Origin of the sequence: Anaerococcus faecalis (genome assembly GCF_013371425.1) — a bacterium.
GTDB lineage: Bacteria > Bacillota > Clostridia > Tissierellales > Peptoniphilaceae > Anaerococcus > Anaerococcus porci.
Genome location: NZ_JABVBA010000004.1, coordinates 93,262 through 115,008, shown reverse-complemented (window position 1 = coordinate 115,008; position 21,747 = coordinate 93,262). Strand labels below are relative to the sequence as shown.

The 21,747-nt window shown below is 29.4% G+C and carries 18 protein-coding genes and 1 pseudogene; 14 read left to right on the top strand and 5 right to left on the bottom strand.

The window, feature by feature from the left end; genetic code table 11:
- Nucleotides 1-20: 20 nt before the first annotated feature.
- The 4 genes from HV819_RS05210 to HV819_RS05195 are packed head-to-tail and all read right to left on the bottom strand — an operon-like array spanning nt 21 to nt 2,882.
- Nucleotides 21-1,343: a S41 family peptidase gene (locus HV819_RS05210; RefSeq protein WP_154541217.1), complete on the bottom strand. Its 1,323-nt coding sequence runs from the start codon at nt 1,341-1,343 to the stop codon at nt 21-23.
- Between the two features lie 41 nt (nt 1,344-1,384).
- Entirely contained in the window at nt 1,385-1,942 is a 558-nt protein-coding gene (locus tag HV819_RS05205; protein ID WP_154541215.1) for a tRNA (mnm(5)s(2)U34)-methyltransferase, read from the bottom strand.
- A complete protein-coding gene (locus HV819_RS05200; protein ID WP_154541213.1) occupies nt 1,929-2,477 on the bottom strand; it encodes an ImmA/IrrE family metallo-endopeptidase in 549 nt (182 codons plus the stop codon). The genes HV819_RS05205 and HV819_RS05200 overlap by 14 nt, the downstream gene beginning before the upstream one ends.
- Nucleotides 2,478-2,480: 3 nt before the next feature.
- Nucleotides 2,481-2,882, bottom strand: a complete 402-nt coding sequence (locus HV819_RS05195; protein ID WP_154541211.1) for a helix-turn-helix domain-containing protein — start codon at nt 2,880-2,882, stop codon at nt 2,481-2,483.
- 153 nt (nt 2,883-3,035) lie between these two features.
- Between HV819_RS05195 and HV819_RS11580 the strand changes: the two genes are divergently transcribed.
- The 9 genes and pseudogenes from HV819_RS11580 to HV819_RS05160 all read left to right on the top strand — a co-directional run bounded on the left by HV819_RS11580 (nt 3,036) and on the right by HV819_RS05160 (nt 13,721).
- Nucleotides 3,036-3,506, top strand: coding sequence for a DNA polymerase Y family protein (locus HV819_RS11580; protein WP_229771228.1), 471 nt, complete (start codon nt 3,036-3,038; stop codon nt 3,504-3,506).
- A gap of 127 nt (nt 3,507-3,633) precedes the next feature.
- Nucleotides 3,634-3,825 (top strand): hypothetical protein, encoded by a 192-nt coding sequence (locus tag HV819_RS11575; protein WP_229771227.1) that lies wholly within the window; start codon nt 3,634-3,636, stop codon nt 3,823-3,825.
- On the top strand, nt 3,818-4,285 hold the full coding sequence (locus tag HV819_RS11570) for a DinB/UmuC family translesion DNA polymerase (protein ID WP_229771226.1): 468 nt from the start codon (nt 3,818-3,820) through the stop codon (nt 4,283-4,285). The genes HV819_RS11575 and HV819_RS11570 overlap by 8 nt, the downstream gene beginning before the upstream one ends.
- A 98-nt stretch (nt 4,286-4,383) precedes the next feature.
- Complete coding sequence (locus HV819_RS05185; protein WP_176269668.1) at nt 4,384-4,548, top strand: hypothetical protein; 165 nt, start codon at nt 4,384-4,386, stop codon at nt 4,546-4,548.
- A gap of 34 nt (nt 4,549-4,582) precedes the next feature.
- Nucleotides 4,583-6,088 (top strand): bifunctional phosphoribosylaminoimidazolecarboxamide formyltransferase/IMP cyclohydrolase, encoded by a 1,506-nt coding sequence (gene purH, locus HV819_RS05180; protein WP_176269667.1) that lies wholly within the window; start codon nt 4,583-4,585, stop codon nt 6,086-6,088.
- 21 nt (nt 6,089-6,109) lie between these two features.
- Nucleotides 6,110-9,581: pseudogene (locus HV819_RS05175) on the top strand (phosphoribosylformylglycinamidine synthase); the annotation flags it as partial.
- A 20-nt stretch (nt 9,582-9,601) separates the two neighbouring features.
- The gene (guaB, locus tag HV819_RS05170; protein WP_154541207.1) at nt 9,602-11,053 is read left to right on the top strand and encodes an IMP dehydrogenase; all 1,452 of its coding nucleotides are present in this window, start codon (nt 9,602-9,604) and stop codon (nt 11,051-11,053) included.
- A gap of 378 nt (nt 11,054-11,431) precedes the next feature.
- Nucleotides 11,432-13,234, top strand: a complete 1,803-nt coding sequence (locus HV819_RS05165; RefSeq protein ID WP_176269666.1) for a cytidylate kinase family protein — start codon at nt 11,432-11,434, stop codon at nt 13,232-13,234.
- A gap of 91 nt (nt 13,235-13,325) precedes the next feature.
- Nucleotides 13,326-13,721, top strand: coding sequence for an ATP cone domain-containing protein (locus HV819_RS05160; protein ID WP_154541203.1), 396 nt, complete (start codon nt 13,326-13,328; stop codon nt 13,719-13,721).
- A 499-nt stretch (nt 13,722-14,220) separates the two neighbouring features.
- Here the strand turns inward: HV819_RS05160 and HV819_RS05155 are convergent, their stop codons facing one another.
- On the bottom strand, nt 14,221-15,645 hold the full coding sequence (locus HV819_RS05155) for an FAD-binding oxidoreductase (protein ID WP_154541201.1): 1,425 nt from the start codon (nt 15,643-15,645) through the stop codon (nt 14,221-14,223).
- Nucleotides 15,646-16,165: 520 nt separating this feature from the next.
- Here HV819_RS05155 and HV819_RS05150 point away from each other — a divergent pair.
- From HV819_RS05150 to HV819_RS05130, 5 genes are all read left to right on the top strand, one after another.
- Complete coding sequence (locus HV819_RS05150; RefSeq protein WP_154541199.1) at nt 16,166-17,302, top strand: acyl-CoA dehydrogenase; 1,137 nt, start codon at nt 16,166-16,168, stop codon at nt 17,300-17,302.
- A 35-nt stretch (nt 17,303-17,337) separates the two neighbouring features.
- Nucleotides 17,338-18,150: an electron transfer flavoprotein subunit beta/FixA family protein gene (locus HV819_RS05145; RefSeq protein WP_154541197.1), complete on the top strand. Its 813-nt coding sequence runs from the start codon at nt 17,338-17,340 to the stop codon at nt 18,148-18,150.
- Between the two features lie 12 nt (nt 18,151-18,162).
- The gene (locus tag HV819_RS05140; protein ID WP_154541195.1) at nt 18,163-19,167 is read left to right on the top strand and encodes an electron transfer flavoprotein subunit alpha/FixB family protein; all 1,005 of its coding nucleotides are present in this window, start codon (nt 18,163-18,165) and stop codon (nt 19,165-19,167) included.
- A gap of 108 nt (nt 19,168-19,275) precedes the next feature.
- Nucleotides 19,276-20,613 carry an acetyl-CoA hydrolase/transferase C-terminal domain-containing protein gene (locus HV819_RS05135; protein WP_154541193.1) on the top strand — a complete coding sequence of 446 codons (1,338 nt, stop codon included), beginning with the start codon at nt 19,276-19,278 and terminating at the stop codon, nt 20,611-20,613.
- Between the two features lie 111 nt (nt 20,614-20,724).
- On the top strand, nt 20,725-21,567 hold the full coding sequence (locus tag HV819_RS05130) for a 3-hydroxybutyryl-CoA dehydrogenase (protein WP_154541191.1): 843 nt from the start codon (nt 20,725-20,727) through the stop codon (nt 21,565-21,567).
- The last annotated feature ends 180 nt before the right edge of the window (nt 21,568-21,747 follow it).

The following is a 21,747-nucleotide window of genomic DNA, read 5'->3' as shown; positions in this document are numbered from 1 at the left end:
TAAAATAAAATTTAAGCAAATTATTGATTTTCAAGCTCTATTATCTTATCTATTATAGCTTGCTCTGAAAGCTTGTCATAGGGATTAGAATCTATAAATATGTTAGGATTTGTTTTTTCAATTTCATTTATTTTACCTGAAGCAGTTAAACCTAATTCCTTTGGAAATCTAAGTACATAGCCTGAATTAGGTAGGTCAATTTGCATAGGATCAGAACCTATACCATCTCCACCAGTTTTTTCACCAACAAGTGTTGCAAGCTTTGTCTCACTACAAAATGATGCAAGCATTTCGGCTGAAGAATAAACTGAAGAGTCAACTAGAAGATAAATATTTCCCCTAAATTTTATAGAATCTTCACTTGGATTAATATTAGAAGTATAGTATTTATAATAATCAAATTTTGATAAGATTTCTTCTGTTTCATTTGAAAATTCAGTTTTACTTAAGAGCCTACTTACTCCTTCTTGATATTTTTCCTGACTTATAACTTTCTTGTTAAGTTTTCCATGTTTTATGAAATTATAATACTTACTTGTATATGGTTTATCTATAATTTGTGGAAGCAAGAATTCTTGCCAGTAATTTGAATCGCCTCCTCGGTTTCCTCTTATATCAAGAATTAAGGCCCTTTTATTTTTTAAGGTTTTTAAATAATTTTTAATAAGCTTTTGATCTTCATAGGCTTTGTCATAATTTATCATCTTATTTATTTTTATATAGCCTATATCTTCATTAATATTTTGAACCTTAACATTGTCATTTGAAGTTGATTTGATTGAGGAATTTCCCTTTAGATTGTAGATTTCATTTTCCTTAAAAGTTTGCTTATAATCATTATATTTTAGATAGTTATTTATTCTTTTATTAGTTAAGTTATACCTTTTTCTTACATTTTGTTTTTCATATATATGGCTTATGTCATGTCTCCAATTATATTCTGGGACTTTATAATAAGTTAGGTACATATCTAGAGCTTGGTTTTGGTCTATAAGCTGGGTATGGTCGTTATTTAATTCATAAAGAATTTTATTCATTCTAAGCCCAAAATCAATATCATTTTTTGACTTTCCTATATAATCTTTATATTCTTTCTTGTTAGCTAGCCAATCAATATTATAAATTTTTTTATTTATATCAAAGTAAGGATAATATTCTTTTAATGTATTATATACAAATTCAAAATCCTCCATATACTCTTTTTTATCTAATTCTCTTTTATCCCCTTCTTCAAGACTGGGTAAGTCTATTTGCTTGGGGTCATTTATACTTAGTTTTTTTAAGAATATAAAAATTAAAAGAGCTGAAATAAGAGTAAAAATAAAAAGTAATCTTTTTTTCATTATTCACCTCTATTTCATTATAGCAAATATATACTTTAATCTTATAATTTCCTAAGACTTATTAAATATGGTGGATTATTAACTTGGTTTAAAAAGTCGTATTTTATAACTTGATAGATTTTTTGATCAAGATTTTCCATAAATTCTTCTAAAAACTCTCCCTCAAGTCTTCCACTTTCATGACCTGGATAAACACAAATTATAATAAGTCCATTGTGATTTAAAAGTTTAAGAGATTTTTTTAAGGCTCTTATAACAGTCTTATAATTTGTTGTGATGGACTTATCTCCTCTTGGCAAATAGCCAAGATTAAATATAAAAAGGTCTATTTTTTCATATATATACTTATCTATATTATCATGACTATCTAGGATGAATTTAAAATTAGGACAGGAACCTATAAGATTTTTTGTATTTTCCATTGCCTTTTTTTGTATATCAAAAGAATAAAGCATTCTAGGATTAAGGTTTTTGAGTATAAATTCTGAATCTTTACCATTTCCTGCTGTCATATCACAAGCCCTTATATTTTTATCTATTCTTTCTTTTATAATAAGATGAGCTAATTTTACTGGGTTATTTATTTCAGTATAGGTCATGGTTTTTAATGTCCTTACCATTTATATTTTTAAAAAATCTAGAGTCGGCTTCTTCTTTCTTAATTTTTATACCCATTCTGTGCATCTCATTTAATTTAAATATCATTAGATTTACATTTACATTATAAAGTGAGGCAAGCTGGTTATAGGTATATCCTTGCTTAATATCTTCGATTAATTTATTTTCATCTAAAAGAAGATGAGCTGCAAAAATATTCGCACAAAGCTCCATTTCAGAATTTATATCAAAAAGTTCATATTCCATAAGATTAGAATCTTTGGCATAAGTCCTATGATAGATATCATGTCCTAGTTCATGGGCAAATACCATATTTTGTATTCTCTTATCTACAAAGGGATTATAAAAAACAAAGGAATTTCTTTTTATTATCTTATACATACCTAAAAGTTTTGTATTTTCTTTAAAGGCTAAAATGGTAACCCCTCTTTGTATTAAAATTTCTTTTGGATTTCTAGTATCATATTTTTTTATTATATTTTTAACATCTTTAAATATTTCATCGTAAAATGACATATCTCACCTAGTCTTTTTTTGACCATATTTCTTATTTTTACTTTTGGCTATATAGTAAGCTTCTTGTATAGAATCAAGGATAGCCTTTTTATCTGATTCATCGATTTCACCACCTGCCATAAGTCCTATTACCCCATCTACCATCTTTTTTGCATCAATTGCACCCTTATAGCCATACTTATCTCTTGCATCTAGGATAAAATCTTCTTCATCAGTTACAAGATAGTCATGGCTTGTATCTAAGACTTCAGCTAGTTTATCATATATTTTTCTATATCTTGGTTTTGATTCTCCTTTTTCATACCTAGATATGGTTTTAAGAGAAACACCAACAAGTTTTGATAGTTCTTCTTGGGTTAGTTTTTTATCTTCACGTAATTTTTTTAATTTATTTGGAAAACTCATATACACTCCTTAAAATAAATTAAAGTCTCAGACTATAAATGTCTAATTATTTTATAAAAGTCTTGATAAAAGACTTTTAATGTCCTAAACTTTAATCAAGCCATTTACTGTCTTAAGTATACAGTAAAAGTCTTTTAACATCAAGGAGAAGTTATGATAAGAACAATATTACATTCAGATATAAATTCATGTTATGCTTCAATAGAAGCAAAACTTAATCCAAGTCTTAAAAATAAGGCTATGGCAGTTGCGGGAGATCCTAAAAATAGGCATGGGATAATTCTTGCCAAAAGCCAAGAGGCAAAACTACTAGGAGTTAAGACAGGAGAAGATATTTGGCAGGCTAAACTTAAATGTCCAAATTTAATAATAGTCTCGCCTCATTATGAAAAATATCTTAAATTTTCTAGAAAAGTAAGAAAAATATATTATTCTTATACAAATAAGGTTGAAGCCTTTGGGCTTGATGAATGTTGGCTTGATTTGACAGAGAGTTATAAACTTTTTGGAAGTGGAGAGACTATAGCAAATAATATAAGAAAAAGAGTGAAAAAAGAATTAGGTATAACAGTAAGTGTTGGAGTAAGTTTCAATAAGATTTTTGCAAAACTTGGGTCGGATTAAAAAAAACCAGATTCAACTACTGTAATAAGTAATACTGTAATAAGTAAGGATAATTTTAAGTCTATAGTTTGGCCACTTGCTGTATATCGTATTATTGGGATAGGAGGAGCAACAGAAAGAAAAATTAATGGGGATAGGAATAGAAACTTTGGGAGATTTAGCAAATTCTGATCCTAAAATTTTAAAATCTCTTATAGGAATTAATGGAATTTATTTTTGGCAATATGCAAATGATAATAGGCCAGTTTTAGACTATAACTGTAAGAAAGTTATACAGACAATAGGAAACTCATCAACTCTTTATAGAAGATTTGTTTAGTGATGAGGAAGCATTTAATGTTTTTCAAATACTTTCCTTAGATGTTTCAAAAAGACCAAGAGAAGTTTCTCTTTCTGCTAAAGGAATTAAAATTTATATGAAGGATAGTAATTTAATTTCTTATGAATTTCAAAAGTCTTTTAAAAATCCGACCCAGTCATCTATAATTCTTTCTGAAGAAGGCCTTAAATTATTTAAGGAAAAGTATAAGTGGTCTTACCCTATAAGATCATTGGGAATTAGAGCTATTAATCTTATAGATGCAAGAATACCTGCTCAAATAGATATATTTTCAGATTATAAGAAGATTATAAAAAAAGAAAGAATAGATAAGGCTATTTATGATATAAGAAAAAAATATGATAGAAATATTGTAACTTTTGCCTCTTTAAAAGATTATAAGAAGTTTCCAAAGAATAAAACGGAGATAGTTACTTTACCAAATAGCAAAATGATTTAGAGCACTATATAGGATTACTGAAAATCAAATTTATAAAATATCTTTTAATTTAAAATAAAATATGATATGATAATTTTACATTCAAATAGGGGGGACTTATGGTATTTTTAAATAATATTTTTAAAAAGTTTACAAATATAATATTATTAGATAAGAAAAAAGAAAGACTAAAATTATCTAATGAATACCTATGCCCAAATGTAAATATGGATGTTATGATGTTTTTAGGGAAGCTAATTTTTGGCTTCCCTTTTCTTGTCTAAAGTTTAGGCAAAAAAGCTTACTATGGAGGAATTAATGAGAGCTTTAATATCTGTAACAGATAAAAAAAATATTGGAATGCTTGCCAAAGGCCTAAGCGACTTTGGTGTGGAAATTGTATCTACAGGTGGTACATACAAAAAAATTAGAGAATGTGGCATTGATGCAATTGAAATTGAAAAGATAACCAACTTTCCAGAAATTTTAGATGGCAGGGTTAAGACTTTATCACCTTATGTTCATGGTGGAATTCTTTATAAAAGAAATGATCAAAACCATAAAAATACTGTGAAAAAGAACAATATAAAGGATATAGATATAGTTGTTGTTAACCTATACAAATTTGAAGAAGCACTTAAAACTAATGACTCAGACAATATTATAGAAAATATTGATATAGGCGGACCCACTTTAATAAGGTCAGCTGCCAAAAATCATAAAGATGTAATAATTCTTACAGATCCTAATGATTATGAGGAATTTTTACAAAGATTAAATACTCAAAATTTTGATATAGAGTATAAAAGATATTTAGCTATGAAGGCTTATTCCTTAACAGCATATTATGATTCTGTGATTTCAAGATATTTTAAAGACTTAAGTAAAAAAGATTGTCAATATAAGACATATGGTTTAAGAAAAATTGAAGATTTAAGATATGGTGAAAATCCAAGCCAAAAAGCAGCTCTTTATGAGGATACCTATGCTAAAGGTCTTTTAAAAGATATAGAAATTTTACATGGTAAGTCAATGAGCTTTAATAATTATAATGATTTAAATGTTGCCCTAGAACTTTCTAAAGAGTTAGGAGAAAATTCTTGTGTAGCACTAAAGCATCAATCTCCATGTGGAGTAGCAATAGGAGAGGATGTATATGATGCGTATAAAAAGGCGTATGAAGCAGATTCTTTATCTATATTTGGAGGAATTGTTGTAATAAATGGAATAATTGATGAGAAAACTGCATCAAAGATGAGTGAGATATTCCTTGAAATAATTGCAGCTAATGACTTTACCAAAGAGGCTTTGGAAGTACTAGAAAGAAAGAAAAATGTTCGTCTTATAAAAGTTGATTTAAGCAAGGATACTACAACAGAAGATGTAAAATACTTAGATGGAAAAGTTCTAGTCCAAGATAAGGATAAAAAGGAAGATGATTTTGAAGTAGTTACAAAAAAATCTCCAGAAAAGTCCTGTATAAGTGATTTGAAATTTGCTATGACTGTAGTGAAATATGTCAAATCAAATGCTATAGTTATAGTTAAGGATGGGAAAACTTTAGGAGTAGGTTGTGGACAAACTTCTAGAATTTGGGCACTAGAATCCATTAAAAACAACCATCCAGATGTAGATTTTACTGATTCAATTATGTCATCTGATGCTTTTTTCCCATTTGATGATTGTGTTGAATATGCTCACAAAATTGGGGTGAAGTCAATTATCCAACCGGGTGGTTCTATAAGAGATAAAGATTCAATTGATAAGTGTAATGAATATGGAATATCTATGGTATTTACTAACAATAGACATTTTAGACATTAAGGGTTAAAAATGGAAAAATAAGTTAAAAGAGTTTATGTAAGAAAAAAAGATAGGTTTGATTCTAAGTCAAAGGAAGTAAAAAATGAAATAGAAAATCTATAAAAAATCAAGTTGGAAAAGCTTAATATTTACAATAGATATGATATTAAAATTTCAGATGATAAGCTGGATAAGGCTATAAATAATGTCCTATCTGAAAGAAGCCTAGATTATGTTTTTTACAAAAGATGAGGCTATTAAACTCGAAGATTCTTTTGAAAAAGCTTTTGGAGTTGAATACCTACCAGGACAATTTGACCAAAGAAGACAAGGAGTAATAGATACTTTGAATTTAGTCCTTGATGAACATATAGATTGCAAGACAGCTACAATATATGAATTTAGTGATATATCTGATGGTTTTATAAATTATAGCGATGAAGAAATTTCTAGGTTTTTGGAAAATAAATCTCTTGCCATGGACTTTGCTGATTTGAAAATGGTTATGGATTACTTTAAAAAAGAAAATAGGGACCCTAATGAAACAGAAATTAAAATCCTAGATACTTATTGGTCAGATCATTGTAGACATACTACTTTTAATACAAGTCTTGATATAGAATTTGAAACAAAAAGTCTTCTTGATAAGGCAATAAAAAAATCTTTTGATAAATATATGGAAATGAGAAAAGAGCTCAATATCAAAAATCCAATAATTTTAATGAGCTTTGGTATAATTCTTTCTAAATATATGAAAAGTAGGAATGAATTTGATGATCTGGAAATATCAAGTGAAATTAATGCTTGCTCGGTTTATGTAAAGGTGAGAGTAGAAAAAGATGGCAAAGAGGAACTTGAAGATTATCTTTTAATGTTTAAAAATGAAACTCACAACCATCCAACAGAGATAGAGCCTTTCGGTGGAATCTCAACCTGCCTTGGTGGAGCTATAAGAGATCCACTTTCTGGAGGAAGCTATGTTTATCAAGCTATGAGAATAACAGGAGCTGGGAATATACTTGAAAAAGTTGATGATACAATTGAAGGAAAACTTCCATAAAGAAAAATAACAAAACTTGCTACAAAAGGTTATTCATCATATGGTAACCAAATAGGTCTTGCTACTGGCTTTGTAAAGGAAATATTTCATGAAGGTTATAAGGCAAAAAGAATGGGAGCAAAACCAGGAGATGTTGTTTTATTGATTGGTGGAAGAACTGGAAGAGATGGTATAGGTGGAGCAACAGGTTCATCAAAATCTCATAAAGTTTCATCAATAAAAACAGAATCTGCCCAAGTGCAAAAGGGAAATGCTCCAGAAGAGAGAAAACTTCAAAGGCTATTTAGAAGAAGTGAAGTTTCAAGGCTTATAAAAAAATGTAATGACTTTGGTGTGGGTGGAGTATCTGTTGCTATTGGAGAGATCTTCAATGGAATGGATATTGATCTTTCTAGAGTTAAATTAAAATATGAAGGATTGAAGCCTTCTGAGATAGCTATAAGTGAATCTCAAGAAAGAATGGCTGTAGTAATAGATAAAAAATACATTAAAGAATTTGAACAATATTGTCTTGAAGAGAATGTAGAAAGCTCTTTAGTTGGCAAAGTAACTTACACAAATAGGATGAGAATGTTCTATAAAGATTTAAAGATTGCAGATATATCTTATGATTTCATAAATACTAATGGTGCAGATAGAAAGGCAAAAGTCCTTGTTGTAAGTGAATATATTCCTAAAAAAATAATAAAAAAGATGATCCTAAAAAGTTTTATGAAAAAGTATCTGACTTAAATATAACAAGTCAAAGAAATTTAATAGAAATCTTTGATTCTACTATAGGAAAGAATGCAGTATTGAAACCTTTAGGTGGAAAAAAACAATTAAATCCATCTCAAGCAATGGTTTCAAAAATTCCAGTAAAGGATGGAAAATCAAAAATCGTATCTATAATGAGTTATGGATTTAACCCCTATCTTTCAGAAAAAAGTCAATATCTTGGTGGTTATTATGCAGTAATAGAATCAATTGCAAAGCTTGTATCAGTAGGTAGTGATCTTAATAAGATAAGACTATCATTTCAAGAATATTATGAAAAGATGGATAATGAAAAAGCTTGGGCAAAGCCACTTAAGTCTTTACTAGGTGCTTTTGAAGTAACAAACTTCTTTAAAATACCACCAATTGGTGGAAAAGATTCTATGAGTGGAAGTTTTGAAGAATTAAAAGTACCACCAACCCTTATATCATTTGCAGTAACACATGAAGATATAGAAAATATAAAATCAAATGACCTTAAGGCTAAGGGAAAGCTAGGTATAATAAAAGCCCATACAAAGAAGATGGAAGCCTTGATTTAAATAAATATAAGAAAATATTAGAAAAGCTTATAAAAGTAATGAGAGAAGGCTCTATTATTACTACAATAAGTTTGGATAATAAGGATCTTTTGGCAAACATATATGAACAAGCTTTAGGAAATTCAAACTTCAGTTTAGAATATGATAATCTTTATAAAGCTATGTTTGGTTTATTTGTTGTGGAATATCTTGAAGATTTGGATTTTGTTGAAAATATTGGAGAATTTTCTAAAGACTTAATAGTAAATGGTGAAAAATTAAATGATAAAAAACTTAAAAATGATTAGTTACATTCTTTAGATGAAATATTTGCAGCAAAAGAAGAGATTGATCCAATTGATATAAAACAAAACAAGATGAATTTAAATCTAAAATCAAAGAAAACAGTGGATAAGGTTAAAGTATCAATACTTGCTGTAACAGGTACCAACTGTGAATGGGATACAATGGATGTATTTAGTGAAAATGGAGCAGAAGTTTCTATAAACTTATTTAGAAATAAGGATAGAAAAGATATAGATAATTCTATAGATAAACTTGCAGATTCAATTAGAAATTCACAAATTTTTGCTATTCCTGGGGGTTTCTATGGCTGATTAGCAAGATGGATCTCCAAAATTTTTAGCCAATATTATTAGAAATAAAAAAATTAAAGATGCTATTAATTATTTACTAGATGAGAATGATGCTCTTATAATAGGTATTTGCAATGGATTCCAAGCTCTTGTAAAACTGGACTTTTACCATATGGTAAGATAAAAGAAATTACAGAAGATGATCCATCTTTAACCTACAACACTAATAACAGGCATATTTCAAGATTTGTTGATACAAGAGTTATAAATAATCAAAGTCAATGGACAAGAGGCTTAAAATTAGATAAAATATATAAAATACCTATATCTCATGGAGAAGGTAGGTTTATAATAAATGAAGAAAAATATAAAGAACTGTTAAAAAATGGTCAAATATTTTCAGTATATGATATAAACCCAAATGGTTCAGATTATAATATAGAAGGAATCTTATCAAAAGATGGCAAAATATTAGGAAGAATGGGTCATTTAGAAAGATTAGATGATGATCTTTACAAGAATATTTATGAAAAAAATAATCAAGAATTATTTAAAATGCAGTAGAATATTTTAAGAAATAAGTTAGAAATATGGAGGATACATGAGAATAATTGGAGAAGGTTTAACATTTGATGATTTGCTACTAGTTCCAGGACCATCTGAAGTCCTACCAAATGAGGTAGATCTTAAAACAAATTTAACTAAAAAGATTAAGCTTAATATACCATTGATGTCAGCCTCAATGGATACAGTTACAGAGTCAAAAATGGCTATAGCAATGGCAAGACAAGGTGGTATTGGAATAATTCATAAAAATATGTCAATAGAAGAACAAGCCAAAGAAGTTGACAGAGTTAAAAGAAGTGAGCATGGTGTAATCACTGATCCTTTCTATCTAAAAGCTGAGAACTTGTTAAAAGATGCTCTTGAAATAATGTCAAACTATAAAATATCAGGTGTGCCTATAGTTGATGATGAAATGACCCTTAAGGGTATTTTGACAAATAGAGACGTAAGATTCCAAAATGACGTAAATGTTGTAATCGGAGACATAATGACCAAAGATAAATTAATTGTAGGTTATGAAGGAATTAGTATGGAAGAAGCTGTCAAAAAAATGGAATCTGGTAAGGTAGAAAAACTTCCTATCGTTGATGATAATTATAAATTAAAAGGACTTATAACTATAAAAGATATAGAAAAATCTAGGCAATATCCAAACTCTGCAAGAGATGACAAAGACAGGCTTTTAGTTGGCGCTGCAGTTGGAATAACTCGTGATATGATGGATAGGATTAGAGCTTTGACAGAGGCAAATGTTGATGTTGTTACTGTTGATACAGCTCATGGTCATTCAAAAGGAGTTCTTGAAGCTATAAAAAAGATTAAATTATCTTATCCAGATCTTCAAGTTATAGCTGGTAATGTAGCTACAGGAGATGCTACAAGAGATTTAATAAAAGCAGGAGTAGATGCAGTTAAGGTAGGTATAGGACCAGGTTCAATTTGTACAACTAGAGTTGTAACAGGTGTTGGTGTGCCACAGATTACTGCAATAATTGAATGTGTAAAAGCAGCTAAAGAATCAAATACACCAATAATTGCCGATGGTGGTATCAAATATTCTGGAGATATTACAAAGGCTTTAGCTTGTGGAGCTAGTGTAATAATGGCAGGTTCATTATTTGCAGGAACAGAAGAATCTCCGGGTGAGACAATAATGTTTGAAGGTAAACAATACAAAGAATATAGAGGCATGGGTTCACTTTCTGCTATGAAATCAGGCTCAAGTGATAGATATTTTCAAAATGATACCAAAAAATTTGTTCCAGAAGGAGTAGAGGGAAGGGTTGCTCTAAAGGGATTTGTAGGAGATGTAATCTATCAATTACTTGGAGGACTTCGTTCTGGTATGGGGTATGTTGGGGCTTCTAATTTAAATGAATTAGAAGAAAAATCTAAATTTATTAAGATTTCTCCTGCAACTCTTGTAGAAAATCATCCTCATGATATCCAAATTACAAGAGAATCACCGAATTATACAAAAAAATAAGAAATTAAAAATTAAGAAAAAAGATATCATCATAGCAAAAAATGATGATATCTTTTTTGTTTTGATATTGACCTAAAAATGAAAAATTGTTAACATGTATTAATTAATAGATAATAAAAAAGAAACTTTTTCGATAGTATAATTTACTTTTTAAACTTTAAAGAAAGAGATATGGAAATCAAAAGATATTACTATCAAAAGTAAATAAGATAAGAAGTAAAGATAGAGGGTGATATATATTGTTTAATCATTTATAAATATATTTTAATTATGTTTTTTATAATCTATTTAAAGAGAAAAATATTGATTAATTTTAGAAAAATATGATGTAAGTAATAAAGATAATTTTATATAGATAGTAAGTACTAGGAGGTTTTTATGGTTATTTCAATTTTGCAATTATTAATTACTTTTATATTGGCTTATTTATTTGGAAAAATTATTACAAAAATAAAGATGCCAGCAATATTGGGTTGGCTTATTGCAGGTATGATTTTAGGACCACATGCCTTGTCTCTAATGAATGAATCAATATTAGAGCAAACTTGGTATAAGGTCTTTATAAATATTTTGGAATGTACAGCTGGTTTAATGATTGGGACAGAACTGGTATTCAAGAGAATAAAAAAGTATGGAATATCAATTATTATTACAACATTAACACAGTCTTTGGGAACTTTTTTATTTGTATCTTTAATGTTTGCAATTATATTTTATATGACTAATATTCCTATATATCTGAGTATAATTTTTGGTGGAATTGCCTTAGCAACAGCACCAGCACCAGCCTTGTCTGTTGTTCGTGAATATGAAACAAATGGACCAGTAACTAGGACATTGATTCCAATGGCGGTTCTTGATGATATGGTAGGTGTGGTTGTTTTCTTTTCAGTTATGGCGTTTGTAATGAGCAATTTTTCACAAACTGGATTACCATCATATATTATAGTTTTGACTGTTTTACTTCCTGTAATAATAGGGATAGGGTGTGGATTATTATTTAGTCCTCTATTAAAGAAAAAAACAAATAGAAAAAATACACTTATAGTAATGATATTATCAATTATTTTAACTTCAATAATTGGCCTTTTCTTTAATTATTTTATTATGCCAAGACCTATGCTCAACTTTATGATAATTGGTATGGCGTTTTCTGCCACATTTTCAAATATGGTTCAAGAAGATAGGTTAGATCATATGATCTCATATTTTAATCCAATATTAGGAATAGCTCTTATATTTGTCATTCTTAATTTAGGGATGCCACTTGATTATGCCTTGATTACGGGAGCTGGATTGTATACTGTAATTTATATTCTTGCACGTGCCATTGGAAAATATTTTGGAGCATATTTTGGAGCGAGCATAACAAAATTACCTAATACGGTTAAAAAATATTTGGGTTTTACCTTATTACCACATTCAGGAGTTTCTTTAGTATTTACTGGTATAGCAGTTAATGCTTTAAAGAATCCAGCACCAGAAAGTGCAAAGATTCTACAAGGTACTATAGCAGCTGCAGCAGTAATTAATGAAATCATTGCAGTTTTAATGGCAAAAAAGGGTTTTGAATGGGCAAATGAATTAAATAATAAATCATTAACTAGTAGTAAAGATAATTCTGTAGTTATTACAATTAGTAGTAAATATGGAAGTGGAGGTTTAGAAATTGCACAAAAGCTTTCAAAAGAATTAAATATACCTTATTATGATAAAGACTATCTATATAAAAAACATATAGAATCAAATAATGAGCCTAGTAAAAGTTTGCAATTATTTCAAGATAGCCTTTCTCTCAGTACTATACAGTCAGCTATACAACAACAAGAATATCAATATGTTGAAAAAGAAATAATAGATTTAGCAAATAAAGAGGATTGTATTTTCCTAGGAAGAAACGCTGATGATATACTTAAAAATAAGGACAACTTAATAAAAGTTTTTATATTTGCAGATTTTCCAAGTAGGGTTGAAAGGGTAAAAGTCCAATATAAGATTAAGGGTAATATTAAAGAAGAGATGGAAAAAGTCGATGAAATGAGAAGTACATTTTATAATTACTATACTAAAAAAAGATTTGGAGATGCAAATAATTATAATATTTGCTTAGATAGTTCTTCTATAGGAATTAATAATTGTATAAGTATTATTAAAGATATTTATATGTCTAAAAAACGATAGAAATTAAATTTGTATTAGAATTTATTTATTTTAACTCATTCATTTTTTAGAATTAGGGTAAATATATAAAAAGTAAATAAGGGGGAAAGTTATGTTAGATATAACAAAATTAATTTTAAGCTACTATGATAAAAAAAACTTATCAATTGAAGAAATGTCAAGTCAACTCGATAAGGCCAAATTAGAAGTTATAGAAAATTTTATAGATGATGAATTATATGTAAAAAAGAAGAGCACAAAGATTGAACCCTTTAGCATTGATAAGATAGCTTTATCTGTTGAAAACGCAGCAAAAGAAGTAGAGTCACCACTTAATAGTTCTGATTTGGAAATTATAAAAGGTGATATAGAAAAGATAGTGAAAAAAGAATGGAAAAAAATTATATCAACTAAAACCATTAGAGCTTATGTAGAAGATATCCTAAAAAAAGATGGCTATACTAAGGTATATGAGTCATATAGAAATTATATGAAGAAACTAAATTAGGAGATTTTTAATAATCTAAAGTTTACTATCATAAAGTATAAAAATTTTTTGTATATAAATTCTATAATTAAGTTAATTAAAGATGAAAGTAATTTAATAGGAGTCTTATTGTAAAATCTAATAAAACTATACAAAGAATCAATTAAATATTATAAAATTAGAAATTAATTTAAATAATATGTGAATTTACTTAATATCAAAATAAGTTTAAATGTTTTATAAATTATTTAGTATAATATTTAATATTATAATTTATCTGTAGATTGCAATATTATGTATAAGGGGATGTTGCAAAATTATGAATTTCTATGTTCCACCATTACAAGTTACCCATAGATAATTGACAATAGCCTGACAGCCTATGGAGGTCAAATTGTCGTGGAGGGGTTTGTAATGATTAATTCATTTTGCAACAGCCCTTATAATATATTTATACTTATATATATCTTAGAAAGTTATATGTGTAAAAATGCGAACTCTCTTAATTATCTATCGGTAATCATTCTGATATAGCTATTACTTTATCAGGATTTAGAATCATATTTGGATCAAAAGCTTTTTTTATAGCTCTCATAAGTCTAATATTAACGTCACCTTCAAAATTTTTAAGATATTTTTTCTTTCCAAAACCTATACCATGTTCTCCAGAAATTTTACCACCCATTTCATAGGCTTTTTCATATATTATAGACATGAATTTGTCAACTTCTTCTTTAAATTGCTTAATCTTATCAACTTCATTTGAAAGAGTATATATATGAAGGTTCCCATCACCAGCATGACCAAATGACTTAACATCAAAGATATAAGATTTGCTCTCCTTATTGACAAAGTTAATATAATCAGCAATTTTTGTAACAGGAACTACAACATCACACTCATCTAATAGTTTGTATTGGCTTTCAATAGCTTCCAAAAAAGAATTCCTTGCAGCCCATGCATCTTTTATAGAGTTTGGAGTATCTGCGACTAAGACATCTATCGCTCCATTTTTGATTAGAATTTCTGCGGCTTGCTCTAGAGTATTATCGATTAAATCTTCATCATCACCATCAAAGCTTATAAGAAGATAGGCTCCAACATCAATACTATCAAGTTTTTTAGGAAAAGTTTCCTTTCCTATGTATTTTTCGCTAGCTATAATTATATCTCTTTCCATAAATTCAATAGCTTGTGGATTTAGGTTGTTTTGGAATAGCTTTGGAACGGTAGAGATACAATTGTTTAAGCTTTCAAAAGGCACAATTAAGCTAACAATATATTTTGGATTTGGTACAATTTTTAAGGTTAATTCTGTAATTATGGCAAGTGTACCTTCGCTTCCTACCATTAAATCTTTCAAAGAATATCCGGTAGATGATTTTGAAACAATAGATCCAAATTCTGTAATTTCTCCTGTTGGAAGAACAACTTCCATTTTTCTTACATAATCTCTGGTTGTACCATATTTTACTGCACGCATTCCTCCAGCATTCAAAGAAACATTCCCACCTAAGGTAGCAAATTTTTCACCTGGATCTGGTGGATAAAGATAGCCCTTATCAAGACAAGCTTTAGCTAAATCATTAAGTAAAACGCCTGGTTCTACCCTTACAATCATATTTTCTTCATCAAATTCTAGAATTTTATTCATAGATTGCATATTAATCATGATGCCATTTTTAATTGCCACGCCTGCTCCTGTAAGACCAGTTCCAGCACCTCTTGCAATGACAGGTATTTTTTCTTCATTACAGATTTTCATAATATTTGCTACATCCTCTTTGCAAGTAGCATCAACTAGACACTCGGGAATACCTTCTCCATATATTGGCATCTCATCATGAAAGAAGTCTTCGTTAACTTCATCTCCAACATAAACTGCTCCTTTGACTGCACTTTTAATTTTTTCAATAATATTGTCATTGATTTTGTTATAATCCATAAATCCTCCTACCTAATATAGATATGTAAATTTTGTATACTGATTATAACACTTGATAAAATAAAATTAAAGTTTTTACATAATTGTACTAAATGTTAGGAAAATAAAGAAATATATTACATGGGCAAATATAGATAAACAATGTTATTTTTCTTAATTATAAAAGGTAAAATTTTTAGAAAACTCTAAAGTAATCTAATAAAATAATAGCAAATAATAAAATAATATATAAAACATTTTCAGATTGATTTTTATATATTTGATAATAATTTGACTGATAAGGTATTTATGATATCATAATAATGAATTGGGTTTTGGATTTAGCTATCTATGACGTAATGTTAGTTAAAAAAAATACAGTAAATTCAAGTCATTTCTAAAAAACTTGATAAAATTTTAGCTTTTAGACTTGACAAGCTTGGTTACGATTGTTAATATAATAACATGAGTATTAAAATGTTTCTAGAGATTGCTTTCTTGATACTGAACGCAAAATAAGGAAAATTATTTAGGAGAAAACATGTATAAATTATCAGAAGAATATGAAGAAATGAGAGAGATGTTTCATAGCTTCGCTGAAGCAGAAGTAAAACCATTAGCACAAAAAGTTGACGAAGAACATATGTTTCCAGAAGAAACCATTAAAAAAATGCAAGAATTAGGTTTCTTTGGTATACCATTCGATGAAGAATATGGTGGACAAGGTGCAGATACACTTACATATATATTAGCAGTTGAAGAAATTTCAAAATATTGTGCTTCAACAGGTGTAATCCTTTCTGCTCACACATCATTATGTGCAGATTGCATTAATAAATTTGCAAATGATGAACAAAAGAAAAAATATCTTGCACCACTTGCAAGTGGAGAAAAATTAGGTGCATTTGGTCTTACAGAACCTAATGCAGGTACTGATGCATCAGGACAACAAACAGTTGCAAAGCTTGATGGTGATGAATATGTATTAAATGGAACAAAAATATTTATAACAAATGGTGGATATGCCGATGTTTATGTAATATTTGCTATGACAGATAAGGAACAAGGAACTAGAGGAATTTCTGCGTTCATAGTTGAAAAAGGAACAAAGGGATTTGACTTTGGTACTTTAGAAAACAAAATGGGAATCAATGGTTCATCTACAAGGGAATTAATCTTTCAAGATTGCAGAATACCAAAAGAAAATTTACTAGGAGAGCTTGGTAAAGGATTTAAGATAGCTATGGCTACTCTTGATGGTGGAAGAATTGGTATAGCAGCTCAAGCTTTAGGAATAGCAGAAGGTGCTTTAGAAAAAGCTGTTCAATATTCTAAAGAAAGAGAACAATTTGGACGTCCTTTAGCAAAATTCCAAAATACACAATTTAAATTAGCTGAAATGGCTATTGAAATAGAAGCAGCAAGAAACTTAGTTTATAATGCAGCTAAGTTAAAAGATGCTGGAGAAAGCTATACAGTAGCAGCTGCTGCAGCAAAACTTAAAGCATCTAGAACAGCATCATTTGTAGCTAATAGAGCAGTTCAAATTCTTGGTGGATATGGATATATCAAGGAATATGATGTTGAAAGAATGATGAGAGATGCCAAAATTACAGAAATCTATGAAGGTACTTCAGAAGTTATGCTGATGGTAGTATCAGGAGCACTTTTAAGATAATAGATTACACTGAATTTTAAATTAGGGGGAATGAAATGAATATTTTTGTATGTGCTAAACAAGTTCCAGATACTAATGAGATAAAAATTAATCCTGAAACTAACACATTAATTAGAAAGGGTGTGCCAAGTATTCTAAATACTTATGATGCTTTTGCACTAGAACAAGCATTGAGAATAAAGGATAAAGATCCTGAAAATGTTAAGATAGTTGTTGTATCTATGGGACCTAATCAAGCAGAATCAATGTTAAGAGATACATTAGCTGTTGGGGCTGATAAGGCTTACTTAGTTACAGATAGAAAATTTGGTGGCTCTGATACACTTGCTACAAGTTATATTATATCTGAAGCTTTAAAGGAAGTAGCTAAAAGAGAAGGTGACTATGATTTAATCTTCTGTGGTCTCCAAGCCATAGATGGTGATACAGCTCAAGTAGGACCTGAAATTGCTGAACATTTAGATCTTCCACAAGTAACTTATGGCTATACTGCAGAAGTTAATGACGAAGGTATTAAAGTTTTACAAGAAGTTGAAGGTGGAGCAAGAAATCTTCAAGTCAAAATGCCAGCTTTAGTAACATTTACTAAATACGGAGATGAAGAGCTTAGATATCCTAAAATCAAAAACAAAATGAAGGCTAAAAAAGCTACAATAGAAGAAATTACTTTTGAAGATCTTAAAGAAAATATTGATGAAACAGCAATAGGTCTTAATGGTTCACCAACAAGAGTTAAGAAATCTTATACACCTGAACAAAATAAAGCAGGAGAAATCTTCAATGAAGAAAATGCTAGTGATTCTGTAGATAAGTTAGTAAATGCTCTTGCAGATGCAAAACTTATTTAGGAGGATTTAGAAATGTCAGATAACAAAAATCTTTGGGTAATTGTTGAAACAAATCAAGAAGGAAAGGCTGTAAATGTAGGCCTTGAACTTATGAATCCAGGAAGAAGAATGGCTGATGCTATAGGCGAAAAACTTTATGCAGTTATAATTGGTTCTGGTGTTGATAAGGCAAAAGAAGAAGTTAAAGAATATGGTGTAGACGGAATTATCACAATTGATAATGAAGTTTATAAAGATTATAATACAGAAGTTTACACAGATGCAATTGAAAAATTAGTTAAAAAACATAATCCTAATATTATTTTAATTGGAGCTACAAACCTAGGAAGAGATTTAGGACCAAGAATAGCAGCAAGACTTCATACAGGTCTTACAGCAGACTGTACAGAACTTGATATAGATACAGAAACAAAGGATGTAAGATGGACAAGACCTGCCTTTGGTGGTAACCTTATGGCTATGATTTTATGTCCTGAACATAGACCACAAATGGGTACAGTAAGACCAGGAGTATTTAAAAAAGAGGCTGTTGGTGCAAAAGATGAAATTGATATTATAGATGAAGATATAACATTTGATGGGGAAGTAAGAACTAAAATACTTGATTTTATTCCTAGAGAAGAAGGAGAAGAAGTAGACTTAGTAGGAGCTGAATTTATAGTTTCTGGAGGTCGTGGATTAGGAGATCCTAAAAATTTCTCAATAATCAAAGACTTAGCTGATGCATTAGGTGGTACAGTTGGCTCAAGCCGTGCTGCAGTAGATGCTGGTTGGATTTCACACTCTCACCAAGTAGGACAATCAGGTAAAACTGTAGGACCTAGAATATATATAGCTGTAGGTATATCTGGAGCTATCCAACACTTGGCTGGAATTAATGCTGCTGATACTGTAATTGCTATTAATAAAGACCCAGAAGCTCCTATTTTTGCAAGAGCTGATTATGGTATAGTAGGGGATTTATTCGAAGTAGTTCCAAAACTTACAGAAGCAATTAATAAAAGAAAAGCTCAATAAATAATTAAATATTTTTTTCAATAATGGGTATATCTTTAAGGGTATCTCAAATGATTAAGGATGAGATCAATCTCATCCTTAAATTTTATTAAGATTAGGAGGAGTAAGATGGATTTTAGTAAACAATATAAAGAAAAGCTAATTAGTGCTGAAGACGCTGCTAAGCTTGTTAAGGATGGGGATGTTGTAGATTATTCTTGGGGTGTTATTACACCACATGATTTTGATGAAGCCTTTGCAAAGGAAATTACAAATCTAAATGATATCGTTGTCAGAGCAGGAGTAGAACTCGAACAGTTCAAAATATTTGATGCTGATCCAAACAATGAACACTTTGTTTATAATTCATGGCATTCACTTGGTATTTTAAGAAAATTAGTAAATGCAGGACGTGCTTTTTATGCACCAATAAAATACTCAGAACTTCCAAATTATTATAGAACATCTATAAGAAAATCAAATGTCTTTATAACTCAAGCAACACCAATAGATGATCATGGAAATTTCAACTTTGGTATTTCAGCATCACATTTACATGCAGCTATAGAAAACTCAGATGTAGTCATAGTTGAAGTAAATAAAAATGTACCAAGAGGACTAGGTGGTTTTGAAAATTATATAAATATAAAAGATGTTGATTATATAATAGAAGGCTCAAACCCAGCTATGAAAACAATACCTCAACCAACACCTAATGAACTTGATAAAAAGGTTGCAAAATTTGTAGTAGATGAATTAGTGGATGGAGCAACACTTCAAATTGGTATAGGAGGTCTTCCAACAGCTATAGGAAATGAAATAGCTAAGTCTGATCTTAAAGATTTAGGAGTACATACTGAAATGTATGTAGATAGTTTTGTTGAATTATCAAAAGCTGGAATTATAACAGGTAATAAGAAAAACATCGATAGGGGTAGGCAAGTTTATGCCTTTGCTGCAGGTAGCCAAGAATTATATGATTATATAGACAATAATGAAGAATTAATGGCAGCCCCAGTTGATTACTGTAATGGAATGAAACAAATATCTGCTTTAGATAATTTTATGTCAATAAATTCAGCTCTAGAAATTGATCTTAATGGTATGGTTTCAGCTGAAAGTTCTGGAACTAAACATATCTCAGGCTCAGGTGGAGCTTTAGATTTTATGCTTGGGGCATATAATTCTAAGGGAGGTAAATCATTTGTAACACTTCTTTCATCAAGAGTAGATAAGGAAGGTAAGAGACATTCAAACATAGTACCAACCTTAAAATTGGGAACACAACCTACAGGGACAAGAGCAAATACACATTATGTTGCTACAGAATATGGTATAGTTAATCTTAAAGGACAATCTTTATGGGAAAGAACTGAAAAATTGATATCAATTGCCCACCCAGATGTAAGAGATGAACTTATAAAAGAAGCTGAAAAAATGAAGATTTGGAGAAAATCTAACAAATAGTTAAAAAAAAATCAATATACCTTGTCAAAATAATAAAGTCATGTTATAATAATAATATAAGTTATTAATTTAACAAACAAATCGAAACTTTAATTAAAAAAAGGAGCAAATATGAAAATCGGAGTAATTGGTTCAGGAATTATGGGAGGCGGCATTGTTGAAGTATGTGCCAAATTCCATGAGGTTGTAGTAAGAGATATCAAAGATGAATTCTTAGAAAAGGCAAAAGCTAGAATCGAAAAAGACTATAGCAAACAAGTTTCTAAAGAAAGAATGAGCGAAGATGAAAAAGAAAAAGCTTTAAAAAACATCAGTTATACAACAGATATCAAAGACTTAGCTGAATGTGATGTAGTTATCGAAGCAGCTACAGAAAACCCAAGTCTTAAAAAAGATATTTTTAAAGAATTAGATGAAGTAGTAAAAGAAGGAGCAATTCTTGCATCTAATACATCATCTTTATCAATTACAGATATAGCAGCATCTACAAATAGACCTGAAAATGTCATTGGAATGCACTTCTTTAATCCAGTACCAGTGATGAAGCTTGTTGAAGTTATTAGAGGACTCCATACAAGTGATGATACAAATGAAAAAATCTTTAAATTAGCAGAAGAACTAGGTAAACAACCTATTGAAGTTAAAGAAGGACCAGGATTTGTTGTAAACAGACTTCTTATTCCAATGATTAATGAGGGAATTGGAGTTTTATATGATGGTCTTGCAAGTGTAGAAGACATTGATAAGGGAATGCAACTTGGAGCAAATCATCCAATGGGACCTTTAGCTTTAGCCGATCTTATAGGACTTGATACATGTCTTGCTATAATGGAAGTATTATTTAATGAATTTGGTGATAGCAAATATCGTCCAAGTCCATTATTAAGACAAATGGTAAGGGCTGGAGATTTAGGTAGAAAAACTGGTAAAGGATTCTACGACTATTCAAAATAAGATAAGATAAAATAGTATAAGAATCTTGCTTATGGCAGTTACTTAGAGCATCGACAATTACTAATTATTGGTTTTGTCGATGCTTTTATTTGTAAAATATAAAATTATAAATATTTTTCAATGAATTCTAGATATGCAAATTATCTTAACCTAATCAATATGTTGGAATGTTAATATCAC